This window comes from Pseudodesulfovibrio hydrargyri, from assembly GCF_001874525.1.
GTDB lineage: Bacteria > Desulfobacterota > Desulfovibrionia > Desulfovibrionales > Desulfovibrionaceae > Pseudodesulfovibrio > Pseudodesulfovibrio hydrargyri.
On record NZ_LKAQ01000001.1, the window covers coordinates 369,133 to 385,645 of the forward strand.

The 16,513-nt window shown below is 62.7% G+C and carries 18 protein-coding genes and 2 tRNA genes; 7 read left to right on the forward strand and 13 right to left on the reverse strand.

What is annotated here, in order from left to right; translation table 11 throughout:
- From BerOc1_RS01820 to BerOc1_RS01835, 4 genes are all read right to left on the reverse strand, one after another.
- Nucleotides 1-546 carry an NADH-quinone oxidoreductase subunit B gene (locus BerOc1_RS01820; RefSeq protein WP_071544019.1) on the reverse strand — a complete coding sequence of 182 codons (546 nt, stop codon included), beginning with the start codon at nucleotides 544-546 and terminating at the stop codon, nucleotides 1-3.
- Nucleotides 525-902, reverse strand: a complete 378-nt coding sequence (locus BerOc1_RS01825) for an NADH-quinone oxidoreductase subunit A (protein ID WP_071544020.1) — start codon at nucleotides 900-902, stop codon at nucleotides 525-527. The genes BerOc1_RS01820 and BerOc1_RS01825 overlap by 22 nt, the downstream gene beginning before the upstream one ends.
- A 294-nt stretch (nucleotides 903-1,196) precedes the next feature.
- The gene (locus BerOc1_RS01830; RefSeq protein WP_071544021.1) at nucleotides 1,197-2,534 is read right to left on the reverse strand and encodes a diguanylate cyclase domain-containing protein; all 1,338 of its coding nucleotides are present in this window, start codon (nucleotides 2,532-2,534) and stop codon (nucleotides 1,197-1,199) included.
- Nucleotides 2,535-2,543: 9 nt separating this feature from the next.
- Complete coding sequence (locus tag BerOc1_RS01835) at nucleotides 2,544-3,248, reverse strand: 2-phosphosulfolactate phosphatase (protein WP_071544022.1); 705 nt, start codon at nucleotides 3,246-3,248, stop codon at nucleotides 2,544-2,546.
- A 181-nt stretch (nucleotides 3,249-3,429) separates the two neighbouring features.
- Between BerOc1_RS01835 and BerOc1_RS01840 the strand changes: the two genes are divergently transcribed.
- Nucleotides 3,430-4,380 (forward strand): UDP-glucuronic acid decarboxylase family protein, encoded by a 951-nt coding sequence (locus BerOc1_RS01840; protein ID WP_071544023.1) that lies wholly within the window; start codon nucleotides 3,430-3,432, stop codon nucleotides 4,378-4,380.
- A gap of 75 nt (nucleotides 4,381-4,455) precedes the next feature.
- Here BerOc1_RS01840 and BerOc1_RS01845 read toward each other — a convergent pair whose 3' ends face one another.
- Nucleotides 4,456-5,589 (reverse strand): glycosyltransferase family 4 protein, encoded by a 1,134-nt coding sequence (locus BerOc1_RS01845; protein WP_071544024.1) that lies wholly within the window; start codon nucleotides 5,587-5,589, stop codon nucleotides 4,456-4,458.
- 97 nt (nucleotides 5,590-5,686) lie between these two features.
- Between BerOc1_RS01845 and BerOc1_RS01850 the strand changes: the two genes are divergently transcribed.
- Complete coding sequence (locus BerOc1_RS01850) at nucleotides 5,687-6,283, forward strand: phosphatase PAP2 family protein (RefSeq protein WP_071544025.1); 597 nt, start codon at nucleotides 5,687-5,689, stop codon at nucleotides 6,281-6,283.
- 38 nt (nucleotides 6,284-6,321) lie between these two features.
- On the opposite strand, the gene BerOc1_RS01855 is transcribed toward BerOc1_RS01850, so the two are convergent.
- From BerOc1_RS01855 to BerOc1_RS01865, 3 genes are read right to left on the reverse strand one after another with little or no spacing between them, the layout of a single operon-like run.
- Entirely contained in the window at nucleotides 6,322-7,035 is a 714-nt protein-coding gene (locus BerOc1_RS01855; protein WP_071544026.1) for a TVP38/TMEM64 family protein, read from the reverse strand.
- Nucleotides 7,022-7,282, reverse strand: coding sequence for a lipid A biosynthesis domain-containing protein (locus BerOc1_RS01860; RefSeq protein ID WP_071544027.1), 261 nt, complete (start codon nucleotides 7,280-7,282; stop codon nucleotides 7,022-7,024). Before BerOc1_RS01860 ends, BerOc1_RS01855 begins: the two co-directional genes overlap by 14 nt.
- Nucleotides 7,283-7,284: 2 nt before the next feature.
- Nucleotides 7,285-8,007, reverse strand: a complete 723-nt coding sequence (locus BerOc1_RS01865; RefSeq protein WP_071544028.1) for a glycosyltransferase family 2 protein — start codon at nucleotides 8,005-8,007, stop codon at nucleotides 7,285-7,287.
- A gap of 161 nt (nucleotides 8,008-8,168) precedes the next feature.
- Between BerOc1_RS01865 and BerOc1_RS01870 the strand changes: the two genes are divergently transcribed.
- The 3 genes from BerOc1_RS01870 (at nucleotide 8,169) to catA (ending at nucleotide 9,460) form a co-directional block, all read left to right on the forward strand.
- Nucleotides 8,169-8,245 (forward strand) — tRNA-Met (locus BerOc1_RS01870).
- A gap of 142 nt (nucleotides 8,246-8,387) precedes the next feature.
- Nucleotides 8,388-8,464 (forward strand) — tRNA-Met (locus tag BerOc1_RS01875).
- A 342-nt stretch (nucleotides 8,465-8,806) separates the two neighbouring features.
- Nucleotides 8,807-9,460 (forward strand): type A chloramphenicol O-acetyltransferase, encoded by a 654-nt coding sequence (catA, locus tag BerOc1_RS01880; RefSeq protein ID WP_071544029.1) that lies wholly within the window; start codon nucleotides 8,807-8,809, stop codon nucleotides 9,458-9,460.
- A gap of 204 nt (nucleotides 9,461-9,664) precedes the next feature.
- Here catA and BerOc1_RS01885 read toward each other — a convergent pair whose 3' ends face one another.
- The 4 genes from BerOc1_RS01885 to BerOc1_RS01900 all read right to left on the reverse strand — a co-directional run bounded on the left by BerOc1_RS01885 (nucleotide 9,665) and on the right by BerOc1_RS01900 (nucleotide 12,845).
- Nucleotides 9,665-10,621 (reverse strand): aldo/keto reductase, encoded by a 957-nt coding sequence (locus tag BerOc1_RS01885; protein WP_071544030.1) that lies wholly within the window; start codon nucleotides 10,619-10,621, stop codon nucleotides 9,665-9,667.
- A 191-nt stretch (nucleotides 10,622-10,812) separates the two neighbouring features.
- The gene (locus tag BerOc1_RS01890; protein WP_071544031.1) at nucleotides 10,813-12,003 is read right to left on the reverse strand and encodes an MFS transporter; all 1,191 of its coding nucleotides are present in this window, start codon (nucleotides 12,001-12,003) and stop codon (nucleotides 10,813-10,815) included.
- A 2-nt stretch (nucleotides 12,004-12,005) separates the two neighbouring features.
- A complete protein-coding gene (locus BerOc1_RS01895) occupies nucleotides 12,006-12,296 on the reverse strand; it encodes a cupin domain-containing protein (RefSeq protein WP_071544032.1) in 291 nt (96 codons plus the stop codon).
- 45 nt (nucleotides 12,297-12,341) lie between these two features.
- Nucleotides 12,342-12,845: a MarR family winged helix-turn-helix transcriptional regulator gene (locus BerOc1_RS01900; RefSeq protein WP_084640997.1), complete on the reverse strand. Its 504-nt coding sequence runs from the start codon at nucleotides 12,843-12,845 to the stop codon at nucleotides 12,342-12,344.
- Between the two features lie 301 nt (nucleotides 12,846-13,146).
- Between BerOc1_RS01900 and BerOc1_RS01905 the strand changes: the two genes are divergently transcribed.
- The gene (locus tag BerOc1_RS01905; protein ID WP_071544033.1) at nucleotides 13,147-14,550 is read left to right on the forward strand and encodes an anion permease; all 1,404 of its coding nucleotides are present in this window, start codon (nucleotides 13,147-13,149) and stop codon (nucleotides 14,548-14,550) included.
- Nucleotides 14,551-14,770: 220 nt separating this feature from the next.
- Here the strand turns inward: BerOc1_RS01905 and BerOc1_RS01910 are convergent, their stop codons facing one another.
- Nucleotides 14,771-15,430, reverse strand: a complete 660-nt coding sequence (locus BerOc1_RS01910; RefSeq protein ID WP_071544034.1) for a hypothetical protein — start codon at nucleotides 15,428-15,430, stop codon at nucleotides 14,771-14,773.
- Between the two features lie 220 nt (nucleotides 15,431-15,650).
- On the opposite strand from BerOc1_RS01910, the gene BerOc1_RS01915 reads away from it, so the two are divergent.
- Nucleotides 15,651-16,442: a DUF4079 family protein gene (locus BerOc1_RS01915; RefSeq protein WP_129586464.1), complete on the forward strand. Its 792-nt coding sequence runs from the start codon at nucleotides 15,651-15,653 to the stop codon at nucleotides 16,440-16,442.
- Nucleotides 16,443-16,513: the final 71 nt, after the last annotated feature.

The window sequence follows — 16,513 nt, forward strand, 5'->3', positions numbered from 1 at the left end:
CTAGCCCTCCACCTTGGCGGCGACGGGCCACCAACGTTTGCCGGTGATCAGGCGCTGCAGCTCGAAAAATCCCTCGAGCAGCCCCTCGGGCCTGGGCGGACAGCCCGGCACGTAGACGTCCACGGGGATGAGCGTGTCCACGCCCTGGATCACGTTGTAGTTGTCCTTGATCTTGAAGGGGCCGCCGGAGATGGCGCAGTTGCCCATGGCGATGACCCACTTGGGTCCGGGCATCTGCTCATAGAGACGGACCACGGCCGGGGCCATCTTCTTGGTCACGGTGCCGGCCACGATCATGACGTCGGACTGGCGCGGCGAGGGCCGGAAGACCTCGGCCCCGAAGCGGGCCATGTCGAACCGGGCCATGCCGGTGGCCATCATCTCGATGGCGCAGCAGGCCAGGCCGAAGGTCATGGGCCACAAGGACATGGAGCGGCAGACGTCGAAGATGTCCTGGGCCAGTTTCATGTTGACCAGCGGCGGGTCCATGCGATGGTTGCCCGCCGTCAGGTACTCCTGTTGCACTACTGAATCCTGCGCGGCCATGTGAACACCCCTTTCGCCCAAAAATAGATGACGGAGAGAATAAGGAAGAACAGGAAGACGAAGACCTTTACGAAGGGCACCCAGCCCTCGGCGTCGGCATATGCCGTGGAGACCGGGAACAGGTAAAGGACGTCGACGTCGAAGGCCAGGAAGATCAGGGCGTATACGTAATAGGATACCCCCCACCGGGCCCACGAACTGCCATAGGGGATCATGCCGCATTCGTACGGCATGCCGATATCCCCTCCCCTCGCTCTGGGGGCCAGCAGCCCCGCCAGAATCAGCGGCCCGATGGCGAACAGCAGACCAGCGAGCAGAAACAAGACGATTGCAAAATGCAGCCAATTGAAAATCATACCCCATCCTTTGGCAGTAAATTTGCGGAAATCTTGAACCAAAAAACTTTTCAAGAATTAACGAGTTCCATGCCTCGAAAAAAGCCCCAAGTCAAGCACCTTGCGCTTTTTTTCGTAAAGAACCCACCGCCTAAGTATGTAATTTTCTTCACTCTGCGCAGCCCCCGGCCAGACACGGTTCCCGGCCCCGTTTTTCCCCCGGCAAGGCGGGGAATCTTGCCCGCCGAGACGAAAAGAGGCGTTTCGCCCACGCGAAACGCCTCTTGGAAAAACCGCCCACAACGGGCCGCCGACCTACTCCGGCGAATCATATTCGGCAAAGGTGCCGAAATCGGCCCTCCCCTTTTTCTTGGCCCCGTACATGGCCGCGTCCGCGCGGCTGATCAGGGTCACGGTATCCTTGCCGTCGTCGGGGTAGAAGCTGATGCCGATGGTCGCTCCGATGACCAGTTCCAGACCGTCCACGTCGTAGGGTTGCCGGACCACGTCCAGGAGATCGCGGGTGAAGCGCAGGGTCCCTTCCTGATCGGTGATCCCGGGCAGAAGGATGCCGAATTCGTCCCCGCCCAGCCGGGCCAGGGTGTCGGACTCCCGGGTGCGCAGCTGCAGCCGCTCGGCGACCTGGCGCAACAACTCGTCCCCGGTCTGATGGCCGTAGGTGTCGTTGACGCGCTTGAACTGGTCGAGATCGACGAAGAGCACGGCCACCTTGGTTCCGTAACGCTTGGCCAGGGCCAGGGCGTGCTCCAGCCGATCGAAGAAGCGGTGCCGGTTGGCGATGCCGGTCAGGCTGTCCAGGGTGGCCAGCCGCTTGAGTTCGAGCTCGACGTTCTTGCGCTCGGTGATGTCCTCCAGGACCCCCTCGATGAAGTCCTCGCCATTGCCCGGGCGGACCACCCGGGAGGACTCCGAGCACCAGACGACCTCGCCGTCGCGGCGTTGCAGGCGGAACTCGAAGCCGGTCACGGCCCCGTTACGCTCCATGATCTCCCGGTACATCAGCCGCTCGCTCTCATCGGGCATGAACCGGTCCCGGAAGGCGGGCCTGCCGATGACGTCCTCCATGCGGTCGTAGCCGAGGATGCGCAGCATGGCCGGGTTGGCCTCCAGGAACTCCCCTTCCGGGGTGCATTGAAAAATCCCCTCGATGGCCCGCTCGAAGATGGACCGGTACTTTTCCTCGGCCACACGCAGGGCGGCCTCGGTGCGGCGACGCTGTTCGATCTCCTGCTCGAGCAGGACCTTCTGGCGGTGCATCTGCAAAAACGCCTTGACCTTGCTGATCAGGATGTCCACGTCCACGGGCCGGAAGAGGTAGTCCACGGCCCCGGTCTCGTAGCCCTGGCGCACGTTCTCCTCGTCCTGGAAGATGGCGGTGATGAAAATGATCGGCACGCTCCGGCTGCGCTCGTGCTCCTTGATCCTGGCCGCGGCCTCGTAGCCGTTCATGCCGGGCATCTGGATATCCAGAAGGATCAGCGCGAAATCGTCGTTGCGGGCCAGGTCCACGGCCTCCAGGCCGCTGTCCGCCTGGACCACCCCGCACTCCACGTCGCGGAGCATATGGTTGAGCAGGGCCAGGTTGGTCCGGGAATCGTCGACGATGAGGATCTTCTGCAACTGGTCGCTCATGCTCTCTCCCTAGGTGGTCTTCCTCGCGGGAACGTCCACCTTTTCAAGCCTCACGCCGCCCTCCACGGGTTCCCCCTTGAGGATGAAATCAAAACGGTCGAGGTCCATGCACAGGTCGAAATCCTCCTCCGGGCAGTCCTCGCGGGCGTCGTCGAAGAACTTGGCCGCCGTGTCCACGTCGCGGAGAAACTTCTTCAGCGTCTCGAAACTGTTGGGATATTCCTCGAGTTCGTTCTTGATGTACATGGCGCACATCATGTCCTCCTGGGCGCGCATGGTCCCGCCGGTGCCCATGGCCACCAGGGTGACCACCTCGGGCTGCCTGGCCAGGACGTAGTCGACCACGGCCCCTGCGTTGACGAAGGAGCCCATGACGACCTCGTCCGCGTTCTCGCAGACCATCAGCCCGCGCGTGCCCGCGTTGGTCACGTGGATCAGGGTCTCGCCCCTGATGTCCGCCTTCTCGATCAGGTATGGGGAGTTGAGGTAGTCGAACTCGCTGGGGGGCACGTCCACCAGCTCGCCTATGACCTTGCCGCCACGTTGGGCGGCCATGGCCCGCGCCCGGTCCAGGCTGTCGGTGACGATGTACTCGGCCGCGCCCCCGGCAGCCAGGAAGCAACCCAGGGTGGTGGACCGAAAGACGTCCACGATAACGACCAGACCCTTGGCGCTCCGCGCGCCGGACAAACATTCCACCACATTCACGATCATCGGGAAATCCTGTCTTGTTGATGCCGGGCGGCCCGTTCCGAAACCGCCTCAACCTCTTGAATCTCAAGCGGAACACGGTCGCCCAAAAACGGTTTATCATCCCTCTTAAACCCGCAACGCACGAACAGTAAAGGTTTTTCCGCCTGTTGACGGTCCTGCCGTTTTATTGCAAACCAGCGGCATGATGAAAAATCGCGTACTCGTTACCGGCGGCTCGGGGTTCCTCGGCTCGCATTTGTGCGAACGGCTCCTGGATATGGGCCGGGAGGTCATCTGCGTGGACAACTTCTTCACCGGAAGCAAGTCCAACATCCTGCACCTGCTGGACAATCCCTTCTTCGAAGTCATCCGGCACGACGTCACCTTCCCCCTTTATGTGGAAGTGGACGAAATCTACAACCTGGCCTGCCCGGCCTCGCCCGTGCACTACCAGCACGATCCGGTGCAGACCACCAAGACTTCGGTCCACGGCGCCATCAACATGCTCGGACTGGCCAAGCGGCTCAAGGCGCGGATTTTCCAGGCCTCCACCTCCGAGGTCTACGGCGACCCCGAGGTCCATCCCCAGACCGAGAACTACTGGGGCAACGTCAATCCCATCGGCCTGCGCTCCTGCTACGACGAGGGCAAGCGCTGCGCCGAGACCCTGTTCTTCGACTACCACCGCCAGCACAGGCTTTCCATCAAGGTCTGCCGCATCTTCAACACCTACGGCCCGCGCATGGCCATGAACGATGGCCGGGTGGTCTCCAACTTCGTGGTCCAGGCCCTCAAGGGCGAGGACATCACGGTCTACGGCAGCGGGAACCAGACGCGCAGCTTCTGCTACGTGGACGACCTGGTGGACGGCATGGTCCGGTTCATGGAGGACACGGACGACGAATTCATCGGCCCCATGAACCTGGGCAACCCGATGGAGTTCACCATCCGCGAGCTGGCCGAGACGGTCATCGAACTGACCGGCTCCGGGTCCAAGATTCTTTTCAAGCCCCTGCCCTCGGACGATCCCATGCAGCGCAAGCCGGACATAACCCTGGCCGGCGAAAAACTGGGCTGGAAACCGAAAACTGAACTGCGCGCCGGGCTGGCCCGGACCATCGAGTACTTCGAAAGTGAACTGCAATCGATGTAACCGGGGACCGGAACCGAAAACGCGAAGCGGCCGGGGGATGATTGTCCCCCGGCCGCTTCGCGTCTGCCGGACCGGCTATTTTTCGGCCAGGGCCCGCTCTACCATTTCCACATACGGTTCGAGCCCCGAGCGCACGTCCTCCGGCCACTCAAACGGCCCGGGCCTGGGCTCGTCGGCCACCCGGCGGACCAGATCAGCCATGGACTTCTCGTCGGCGGGATCGGGGAAGACCCAGCGAGGCGGCAGAAAATAGGCGCTTCCGTTCAGCCGGCTCGACACGGACCGGCAGCCGCAGGCCAGGGCCTCGAGCACGGCGTTGGAGCAGGCGTCGTAGAACGTGGCCAGGATGAAGACATCGGCCGCGCGGTAAAAGGCGGGCATGTCGTCCACCCGGCCCAGGAAGCGGACCCGGTCGGCCACGCCGAGCTCTCTGGCCAAACGCTCGTACTTGGCGGGGTTGCGCCCCCCGGCCACATGCAGGATGAAATTCTCGGGCAGCAGGGACATCATGCCCACGAGATGGCGGATGCCCTTGAGCGCGAAGTTGGTGGCCGCCGTGGCCACCACCACCTGGTCCTCCCCTATCTGGGACGCGGCCCGCAGCCGCAGCCGCTCCTGGCTGCCGATGGGCGAGAACCGCTCCAGGTCCGGGCGGTTGTAGACCACGTCGATGGCGTCCTTGTTCAGGGACGGATGCGCCTCCACCAGCCAATCGCGAACCAGGTGAGAGACGCAGACGATGCGCGGGGTGCGCCGCATGCGGATGCGGTCGATGAGATGGATGGCCCAGTTGCCGGGAGACAGCCGCCTGCGCAACATCTTGAAGGAGCGGGCGACCCCCTCGGGCCAGGCCCGCCGGGACAGCTCCCAGAATTTGGAGATGGGCCCGCCGCCGATGCGCAGGATGTCCTGGTTCAGGGTCTTGCCCATGCCGAAGACGAGATCGTAGCCGCCCTTGCGGCACGCCTTGTCCGCGCCGTAAGCAAACCACAGGACCTTGACCATGCGAAACGCCCCGAACCGGCCCAACACCACGGGCTTGACGCCTTCGGGCGGATCGGTCTCGCACCGGGCGCAGATGAAGTCCACCTGATGGCCGCGCGCGGCCAGGACCTCGCTCAGCCGCCAGGCAAAGGATTCCGCACCGCCGTACCGGCTCAACCTGGGCATGGTCACGGCCAGCCGCGCCTTTCTTACCGCTGTTTCCATGAAACGGACTCTTGAACCTTTTTTACGGTTTGACAACCCCGGAGTTGCCCGCCGGGCCAAAGACGGCTATGCATTCCGAAAAATCGAAAGGAACGCCATGTTTTTCGCCACCCCAGCCCTGGACCTGCAACTCTTCCTGCTCATCAACCAGCACTGGCACTCCGGCCTGCTGGACGCGATCATGCCCCTGTTCTCGTCCACGGCCGTGCTCATGGCCATCCTGGCCGTGGCCGTGGTCGCCGCAGTGCTCAGGGGCGGCAAAAAACAACTCATCCTCTTCCTCGTCCTGCTGGCGGGCATGGGGGTCTCGGACTTCACCACCAAGCTGGCCAAGGACGAAATCCACCGGGTCCGCCCGCTCAACGCCGTGGCCGGGACCCGCTACGTGGAAAACGGCGAGTGGCGCTCCCGGCCGGGCTCCTTTGTCCGGACCAAGGAAAACGGCTCCTCCTACCCCTCGGCCCACAGCGCCAACACCATGGCCCTGGCCCTGCTGGCCATGCTCCTGTGGCCCCGCCTCAGGGCGTGGCCGCTGCTGGTGCCAGTGTTGTCGGGCTATTCCCGCGTCTACCTGGGCAAGCACTTCCCCACGGACGTCCTTGCCGGATGGCTCTGGGGCGTGGTCGTGGCCGGAGCGGTCTGGCTCCTGTGGCGGGAGCTCGCGCGCCGCTTTCCGTCCCTGCGCCCCGAATAGGCGCGTTGGCTTAAAAGGGATAGCTTGCCAGGGCCGGACTACTCGTCCGTATCCTCCAACACTCCGGCCTGACTGCGGTAGCGCCGGTAGACCCGGATGCCCAGCCAGCCCGAAACCACGAACAGCGCGATGCTCATCCCCACGGACAGGACCACGCCCGTGGTCGACTCGCGGTTCATGCCCGCGCCGAACAGGGCGAAGATGAAATTCTGCGGGATGTAGCCCAGGGTGGAGCCGAGCACGAAGGGCAGCAGCGGGATGGAGCTGACCCCGGCGGCCAGGTTGACGATCAGGTTGGACCCCAGGGGAAACAGCCGGATGGCCAGGGCCGTGTTGAACGGCTCGTGTTGGAGGAAGCGGTTGACCTTGTGCACCCGCGTTCCCAGCTTGCGCTCCACCAGGTCGCGGCCGCCCATGCGGCCGTACAGCGCGGCCATGGCGCAGCCCAGACCCGACCCCACGGTGGACAGCACCGTGCCCCCGAAGACCCCGAAGGCGAAGCCGCCCAGAAAGCCGATGAGCTGGCGGGGCAGCCCCACTCCGGTGAAGACCGCGCTCACGGCCAGAAAGATGATCACGGACAGCGGCCCGCTCCCGAGCACGTGGTCGTTGAACCACTGCGTATCGGAGAGCATGTCGCCCAGGCCCATGGCCCGGGAGACGTAGACCGCCCCGCCGAGCACGGCCAGCATGATCAGCCCCTTGGACAGGGACTTGAAATTCAGGTTGGAGTTTTGCTTATCCGAGGTCATTTCGCTCACGTTGCATACGATAGTAGAGAATCAGCAGACACGCCTGGCCCAGAAAGAACAGCGGGTCGCGCTGCACGAATCCGTAGGCCAGTCCGGCCAGTCCCGAGGCCGCCAGGGCGGCCCGCGCCGGACGCGCCAAGGGTTGTACTCCTTTCCCGCGCATCCGTAAAACAATGATCCGCACGAAAAACAACCCCTGGATGACCACGACCAGGGCCAGCAGCCACCAGTAGGCGGGCGGGGTCATGCCTATTTCTTCTCTTTGACGGTATAGCCGATGTGCCGGGTGATGAGCCACTTGACCCCGATGAGGTCCCAGATGCCGGCCAGGGCCCGGTCCAGGGTGCCGTACTTGGACACGCCCGCCCCGCGCTGCCGGTGATTGACCTTGACCTCGTGGATGCGCGCGCCCTCCATCTTCATCAGGATGGGGAAATAGCGGTGCATGTTCTTGAACCGGGGGATGCGGCGCAGCAGGTCCGTGCGCATGACCTTGAGCGAGCAGCCGGTGTCGTGCACGCCGTCGTCCACGATGGAGTCGCGGATCTTGTTGGCGATCCTGGAGGAAATGCGCTTGATGAAGGTGTCCCGGCGCTTGGCCCGCCAGCCGATGACCATCTCGCAGTCCCGGCCGAAGGCGGCGAGCATGTCCGGGATGTCGGACGGGTCGTTCTGCAGGTCCGCGTCCATGGTGACCACGATGTCCGAGTCCACGGCGTCGAATCCGGCGCAGAAGGCGGCCGACTGGCCCCGGTTCTCGGCAAAGGCCACGTAGCGCACCTCGGGGTGGGCTTCGGCCAGTTCGCGGATGATGGCCAGGCTCCGGTCCGTGCTGCAGTCGTCCACGAACACGGCCTCCCAGGGGCGGCCCGTGGAATCGGCCGCAGCCCTGATCTCGGCGAACAGGGTCTGCAGGTTGTCCTGCTCGTTGTAGACCGGCAGGACCACGGAAAACTTTTCTGCGTTGCTCATAGGGGTGATTCTCTACGGAATTCGGACGCGGTTGTAAACTTTTTGCTGGTCATTTACCCGTTTGACCAAGGATTTCGCGGCCCGGAAAATCTTTTGGGAATTTCTCTAAATTTGCTGTTGACAAAAATCCGGCATCAACCTAGAAACTGCTTCTCACGTGTCGCGGGGTGGAGCAGTACGGTAGCTCGTCGGGCTCATAACCCGAAGGTCGTAGGTTCAAATCCTGCCCCCGCTACCAAGGAAATCAAGCGGTTACATCTGAATGGGTGTAACCGCTTTTTCTTTTGTTCAAACGACGCGGGGTACCCTGTCGCAAGAAAAAGACAGCCCAGCGGGTTGACAAAGATTCGGTATCAACCTAGAAACGGCGTCTCACGTGTCGCGGGGTGGAGCAGTACGGTAGCTCGTCGGGCTCATAACCCGAAGGTCGTAGGTTCAAATCCTGCCCCCGCTACCAAAGAAATCAAGGGCTTACGGAAGACATCCGTAAGCCCTTCTTCCTTCCCTCTCTTCCCGCCCACCTCTCGACCATGAACGGACCGGCTTGCGAAGCATTCCCTCTCTCCGGATAAAGGCGGAGGAGAATGCCCATCCACGGCGTTTTGCCGGACAGTTGGGAAAACCTCCCTGCTTGATGCGCGCAGGATACGAGGAACACACTTGGCGAGGAGCAGGATTGTCCGCCGAGAGTCGCAGGACCGGGCATCAAAGAGGGATGCGGTAGACCAGCAGAAAGAAGTCGTATACTTGTCCCTCAAGGAGCGGAATACGACACCAGCAGCCAATAAGGTGAAATAATATGAATTTTAACGTGATCGACCTGGCGACATGGAACAGAAGGGAACATTTCGAACACTATCTGAACAATGTCCGTTGCTCATACAGCGTTGTCGTCAATATAGATATCACCGAATTTCGCAACCGACTTAAACTGCTTGGCCTGAAGAATTACGTTGCACAAATATATATCCTGGCTTGTGCCGTGAACAACTTTCCGGAATTCAGAATGAGCCTCGATAATGAAGGCCGCCTCGGGTACTGGGATATGGTGAATCCGCTCTATACCGTACTAAACAGGGAAAATGAGTTTTTTTCTTCCATATGGACTTGTTACGACAGATCGTTTGCACCATTTTATGACAGATGTACTGCTGACATAACTCAATTTTGCACAGGCGCTTTATTCCCAAAACCGGACTGTCCGACGAATATTTTTACCATATCAAGCGTGCCGTGGATTGATTTTAGCGCATTCAATATTAATGTTTTTTCTGACACACCTTACCTACTTCCAATTCTTACGATAGGTAAGTATATCGAAGAGAGAGGGAGAACGATGATGCCGCTTGCGATTCAGGTCCACCATGCGGTGTGTGACGGCTTGCATGTCGGTAAATTCATAGAAAATGTAAAATCACTGATAAACGATTGCAAGCAGTGGCTGCCACAATAGGATAGTCAGCCGTTGTCACTTCTGTTCGGCAGCATCGAAGAATGCGCCGGAGCCGCAACTTGAAGGCCACGGTTCAAGAGACTAGATACTGCACCTACAAAATACAATATAAAGCGGTTACACCCGAATGGGCGCAACCGCTTTTTCTCATCCGAGCGGTGCGCAATCGCTCGATGGGGCAGCGCCGGAGGTCGGCCCGGCCGGTCAGTACCGCTCCCCCGAGGCAGTGCCCGGAGGCAGCGCCGCGTCGATCCGCCGCAAGTCCTCCGCCGACAGGCCGACGTCCACCGCCGCCGCGTTTTCATCCAACCGCTCGGCCCGGCGGGTGCCGGGGATGGGGACCACGTCCCCGCCCTGGGCGAGCAGCCAGGCCAGGGCCAGCTGGGCCGGGGTGCAGCCCTTGTCCCGGGCCACGGCCTCCACGGTCTCGACCAGCTTGAGGTTCCGGGCCAGGTTCGCTTCGGAAAAGCGCGGATTCTCCAGCCGCCAGTCGTCCGGGCTCAGGTCGTTGCGGCTCTTGATCTTCCCGGTCAGAAAGCCGCGCCCCATGGGGCTGTAGGCCACCAGGCCGATGCCGAGCTCCCGGCAGGCGTCAAGGATGTCGCCCTCGACCTCGCGGGTCCACAGGGAATACTCGTATTGCAGCGCGGTGATGGGGTGCACCGCCGCCGCGCGGCGCAGCTCGTCCGCCGTGATCTCGCACAGCCCCAGATGGCGCACCTTGCCTTCCTCCACCAAGCGGGCCATGGCCCCTACGGTCTCCTCGATGGGCACGTCCGGGTCCATCCTGTGCTGATAGTAGAGATCGATATGGTCCGTGCCGAGACGGCGCAGGCTGGCCTCGCAGGCCTTACGCACGTATTCCGGACGGCCGTCCAGGCCGGTGAATTCGCCTTCGGCGTTCCGCACCACACCGAACTTGGTGGCCAGAACGACCTCATCCCGGCGCTTGGCGAGCACCTTGCCGAGCAGGCGTTCGTTCCCGCCCAGGCCGTACATGTCCGCCGTGTCCCAGAAGTTCACGCCCACGTCCAGGGCATGGTTCAACGTCCCGAGTGACTGGCTTTCCTCTCTCGGCCCATAGAAATCGGACATGCCCATGCAGCCGAGCCCGATCGCCGAGACGCTCAGGCCGCCCTTTCCCAACATTCTCGTTTTCATATTGCGCCTCTCTGTTCGTCATGATTTGGCAATGACGGTCCATTCCTCCAGCCGTATTGCTCAAGCATACCACCTCGCGAAAAAGCTGCCAAGGCGTCCGGGGAAATCCGCCGACAGATCCTGCTACGAAAAGGGCCTGCGACGCATTCCGCCGCAGGCCCTTTGCCTTGTCGTTTCATTGTGATGAATGATCACCCCCGATCACGCGCAGACCGGGCGGACAGCGCGAACAGGACGCCTCCGGCCAGGAGGACGGCTCCGACCGCGCCGAAGCAGTCGGCTATGCCGAACCGGTCCACCAGGGGCTCGAAGAGCATGGGCGAGACGAACTGGCCCAGCAGGAAGAAGGTGGTCAGCCCGCCCACGGCCCTGCCTCGGGACCGAGCCGAAACCAGGGAGAGCAGCCAGACGTTGACGTTGGGCATGAGCAGGCCGAATCCCATCCCGGCCACGACCATGCCCGCCAGAACGCCGTAATACCCTCCGGCCAGCCAGACCACGCCGTAGCCCAGCCCCATGAGCAGGGAGAACAGGGCGAAGAGGCCGGTGTTGGAGAACCGGGCCTTGAGCCGCCCGAACTGCATGGACGACACCGCGCCGACCAGGTTCATGGTCCCGATGGCCACGCCGATGCCGGTGTTGCTGACCCCGCCCAAAGACTTCAGGTGGAACGGCAGCTGGACCGGGATCATGTAGAAGATGACCATGCCCGTGAAGGCCAGCAGATAGATGGGCAGGAACCGGACCAGCGAATCCATGCCCTCCCCTTCCGTCCCGGCCTTGACGTGCGCGGCCGTTTCCGGCTCGTAGAGATAGGCCAGCGCCCCGGGCAGGATGCAGAAGGCGAACAGATAGATCAGGAACGGGTAGCGCCAACCCACGTCGGCCAGCATGCCCCCGGCGGTCAGGAAGACCAGCCCGCCGAAGCCGGTGAAGGCCGCCTGCAGGCCCATGAGCCGGTTGCGCCGCTCGCCCTGGTAGTAATCGCCGATCAGGGTGGTGAAGCCGCTCATGATCCCGGCCACGGCCACGCCGAGCAGCGCCCGCCCGGCCATGATGGCGTAGAGCGAATCCAGGTAGGCCCCGGAGCTGCCGCCCAGCCCGTACAGGAGCAGGGACACGGCCAGCACCGGCCTGCGTCCGAACCGGTCCATGAGCATGCCCATGAGCGGTGCGGTCAGGGCGATGAACAGGGCGTGCACCGAGAGCAGCATCTTGACCAGCATCTGGGCCTGGGGCGCGTCCTGGAAATGGACGGCCATACGCGGCAGACAGGGGGCGATGGTCGCCCCGGCCATGACCGTGAGGCTGCTGCCGAGCAGGATGACCAGATCCCGACGGAACTCCCGGCCGTCGTCCGGTCCGGCCTGGATTCGCGCCATGATCAGACGCCCCCGTCGTTCCGGGCCGGATGGATGACCACCAAACGGGTCGGGGTCTTGCGCAGGTCGAAGCTGTGCATGACCCCGGTGGGGACGTGCAGGTAAGCCGGGCCCGTGAACGTTTCCGGCTCGTCCCGGTCGTCGCGGGTCACGACGATCTCTCCCTCGGCCAGGAAGACGTATTCCTCGTAGGTATGGGCCTCGTATGGCGAGGTGTCCTCGGTTCCGCCGAAAACGACCTCGACCTCGAAATCGTTGAGCGGTCCACGAAACATGCGGGTAATGTCGGGCATGATGCCTCCTCGGGTTCAGGGTTGGGGATCAACGGACCGATTCCGTCATGAAAGATCTTCCTCCAGGTTGCGGCGCAGCCGGGCCAGCCCCTTCCGCAGCCCGGCCACCTCCTCCGCGTCCATGCCGCGAAACGCCTCCCTCAGGTGGCGTGCATCGACCTCGCACAGCGGCCCGCACAGGGCCCGCCCGGCCCCGGTCAGATGGCAGCGGGCCAGCCGGGCGTCGGTCTCGTCCGGCCGCCTCTCAACCAGCCCCCTGGCTTCCAGACCCGCAAGGATGCGGGTCACGCTGTGCCGGTCCTTGAAAGCGCCCTCGGCCAGCTCGCTCTGGTACAGGCCGTCGTGCTCCCAGAGCAGCCCGAGCAGGGTGAACTGCTCCTGGGTGACCCCGAACCCCGACTCTCCAAGCGCACGCGAAAACCGCTTCTTGAGGGCCAGGGCCGTGGAATACAGTTGAAAGCCGATGGTCCCGTCGGACAGGTATTCCGGGAGCGCCGCATAGTGCTCCCTCCCGTCAGGGATGCCCCCTGGCTTGCTCTTGTCACTCATTGTTTCTCCGGGATGAACTTTGTTGTCATGACAACAATATCGACCGCGATGGATTCTGTCAATCCGGCCTCCGGAGATTGACCGGCAACCCGCGCGGACCACGGCTGCCCCCTAGCCGCGCGCCCTGAACCGGTCCGAGATGTTCCGTTTAAAATCAATCGACTGATTGACTGTACAATTTGATTCTGGCATTGGGGAGAATAGGATTAAAAATATTCGGAGTTGCAAACGTTTCCGGCATGGCGATCGTTCACTTCATCAAACTTCACAGCAACCGATGCACCAAGACGAGGTTTGTACCATGAAGATCCTTCTGAAGTTCTCCCCGGTCATCGTGGCCGTTCTCATGGCCATCCTGCCCACGCCCGAGGGGCTGACCCCCCAGGCGTGGTATTTCCTCTCCATCTTCGTCGGCGTGGTTGTCGGGCTGATCATCGAGCCCGTTCCGGCCGCCCTGGTGGGCCTGTCCGGCGTCGCCCTGGTGGCCGTGCTCGGGCTCATCGACCCCAGCCCCACCGCCAACCGCAACTGGGCCCTGTCCGGCTTCTCCAACGGCGTCATCTGGCTGATCTTCTCGGCCTTCATGTTCGCCCTGGGCTACCAGAAGACCGGCCTGGGCAAGCGGATCAGCCTGCTGCTCATCCGCTTCCTGGGCAAGTCCACCCTGGGCCTGGGCTACGCCATCGCCTTTTCCGACGCCATCCTGGCCCCGTTCATGCCGTCCAACACCGCCCGCAGCGCGGGCACCATCTACCCCATCGCCAGCAACATCCCGCCCATGTTCAACTCCACCCCGGACAACGAGCCGCGCAAGATGGGCGCGTACCTGCACTGGGTGGGCATCAGCGCCACCTGCGTGACCAGTTCCATGTTCCTGACCGCCCTGGCTCCGAACCTGCTGGCCGTGGACATGATCCAGAAGAGCGTGGGCATCTCCATCGGCTGGGGCGACTGGGCCAAGATCATGCTTCCGGCCATGCTGCCCCTGTTCATCCTGACCCCGTGGCTGGGCTACGTGCTCTTCCCCCCGACCCTGAAGCACTCGCCCGAGGCCCCGGCCTGGGCCACCGAGGAACTGCGCAAGATGGGCTCGGTCAGCACCAAGGAACTGATGATGCTCGGCTACGCCATCCTGGCCCTGATCTTCTGGATATTCGGCAAGCAGCTGCACGTGAACTCCACCGTGGCCGCCATCTTCGTCCTCGTCCTCATGGTCCTGACCGACATCATCACCTGGGAGGACGTCATCACCAACAAGGGCGCCTGGAACGTCCTGACCTGGTTCGCCACCCTGGTGGCCATGGCCGCCGGGCTCAAGAAGACCGGCGTGCTCGACTGGGTGGGCAACATGATCTCCACCAACCTGACCGGCATGGCCCCGGCCTCGGTGGTGGTCCTGCTGGTCATCCTCTTCTTCGTGCTCCACTACTTCTTCGCCAGCACCACGGCGCACACCACGGCCCTGCTGCCCCTGTTCATGGCCACGGCCGCCCCGCTGCTGCCGCCCGAAATGCTGCCCAAGGTCGCCCTCATGCTGGCCGGTTCCCTCGGCCTCATGGGCATCATCACCCCTTACGCCACCGGGCCCTCGCCCATCTGGTACGGGGCGGGCTTCATCAGCCAGGCGCGCTGGTGGGCGCTCGGCGGCATCTTCGGCCTGCTCTACCTCCTGGCCATGATCGGGGTCACGGCCTTTTACGTCTAACCGCGTTCCCATCGCGAACAAGCCCGCCGGCCGCACGACATGTGCGGCCGGTTTTTTTGGGAGAAAGACAGAAGTTGAAGGCCGCTTTGCGGCGGATACCGGATGACTTCGCCTCCTCGCGCCCTTGCATCCCATATTGCGCCTTCGGTGCGGAAAGTGGGGGGCACAAAAAAAGCCCGACCGACCGGCCGGGCTTTAAATAGTATCGAGAAAATCTGTCCTAAAGCACGTGGTGAAAGTCCGTGACCTGTTGCAGGGCGTCGTCCAGGGGATCGAAGCTATCCGCAAAGGAGCAGGACGCCAGGCCGACTGTGCTTACGCAGTGCTCCGCGCCGAACAGGGCGGGCACGTACCCGGCTTCGTCCCCGTGGTGGAGGAACAGTTCCTCGTGGCTGTCGGAAAAGAGTTCGGAATAGGTCAGGATGCCGTGCCCGGCATGCGCTACGCCGTCATGGACATGAACCGAATCCAGGGCGGAATGTTCGTCTCCGCCATGAATCAGGCCGCCCTTGGCGTCCGAATGGTCCTTGATCTCCACGCCCTCGGTGCGGTCCGGGAGCGGCCCGGCCGCGGTCTCCACCTCCAGGGCGGTGTCGGAAAAGGCGAAGAGATAGATATCGCCCGGCACCAGCTCGCCGCCGTGCAGCTCGAACAGGGGCAGTTCGCCCTCCTGGGCCATGGCCTGGTAATCCTTGAAGACCACCACGCCGCCGTGCTCGCCGGTCAGGACCAGGTCCTTGCCGTCGCAGGAGAACAGCACCTCCGAGACAAAGAAACCGAACTTGACCGGCATATCGGGCGAAAGCGTGTACTCGGCCACCTTGCCGGGCTCGGGAAGATCCACCTGGATGGAATGTTGAGAAGAAGCCGATTCCGCCACAAGAACCTCCAGAGAATAAAAGGTCGTTGCCCCCAGGGAAATACGTTTGGAACATCATTACCACAACGGACACCCTCTGTCAAAACAGACTGTATTTCATCTGGTTAACCTGTGGAAAACTCAAAAACCCCCATTGTTCGCACACAAAATGCGTCAATTTGTGAAGAACCGGCCCCGACGGTTGACGGGAAACCCGGTTTATCGGCTATAAGAAGAAACCATGAAAAGCCATACCACTTCACTTGTTGCGACATGGTCCGGACGATTCCCGCGTATTCTCGCGCCGCTCATCCTGTGCTGGCTCTTGTCAAGCGCCGCAGCCCTGGCGGCAGATCCCGCGCCGCAGATCAAACCCTGCCTGGCCTGCCACTCGATGGAGCGCATCTGCCGGAACGTGGACAGGGGCGGCGAGTTCTGGACCAAGACGGTACAACGGATGATCGCCAACGGCGCGCATGTCGGCCCGGACCAGGTCCCCGGCCTGGTCGCCCTGCTCGCCGACCCGGATCACGCCAAGGTTCGCGAGGCCCTGAACTGCCCGGCTCCCGGCAGCCCCGAGGACCGGACCGGCGGCGTTTCCATCATCGTCATCCTGGCCCACCCCGTGCTCATGACCCTGACCCTGCTCCTCGCCCTGTGGGTTGCCTGGCAGGGCCTGAACCGTGCCCGCTTTACCCTGCTCAAGCGGAAGGCCGCCTTCAACTGGAAGGGACACACCCGCTACGGACTGGTGGTCATGGGTCTGTGGATCACCGGGGCCGTGGGCGGATCCGTGGTCACCGACATGCTCCACGGCATCCCCGACGCCTACGAACTCCACGAGGGCATGGCCTCGATCATACTCTGGCTCATCGCCTTCGGCACCGTCACCGGCCTGTACATGGACCGCAGGAAGGCCAAGCGCACGGTCATGCCCGTCCTGCACGGCGCGGCCAACCTGCTGTTGCTGCTCCTGGCCGTGGCTCAGCTTGTCACGGGCATGGGCATCCTCTCCCGTCTGCTCGCGCCCTAAGGCGGATCATCGCGGATTCTTCACAGCGGGGCTTGCAACCCCGCCTTTTTTATGTCCATTATCCGGGCATC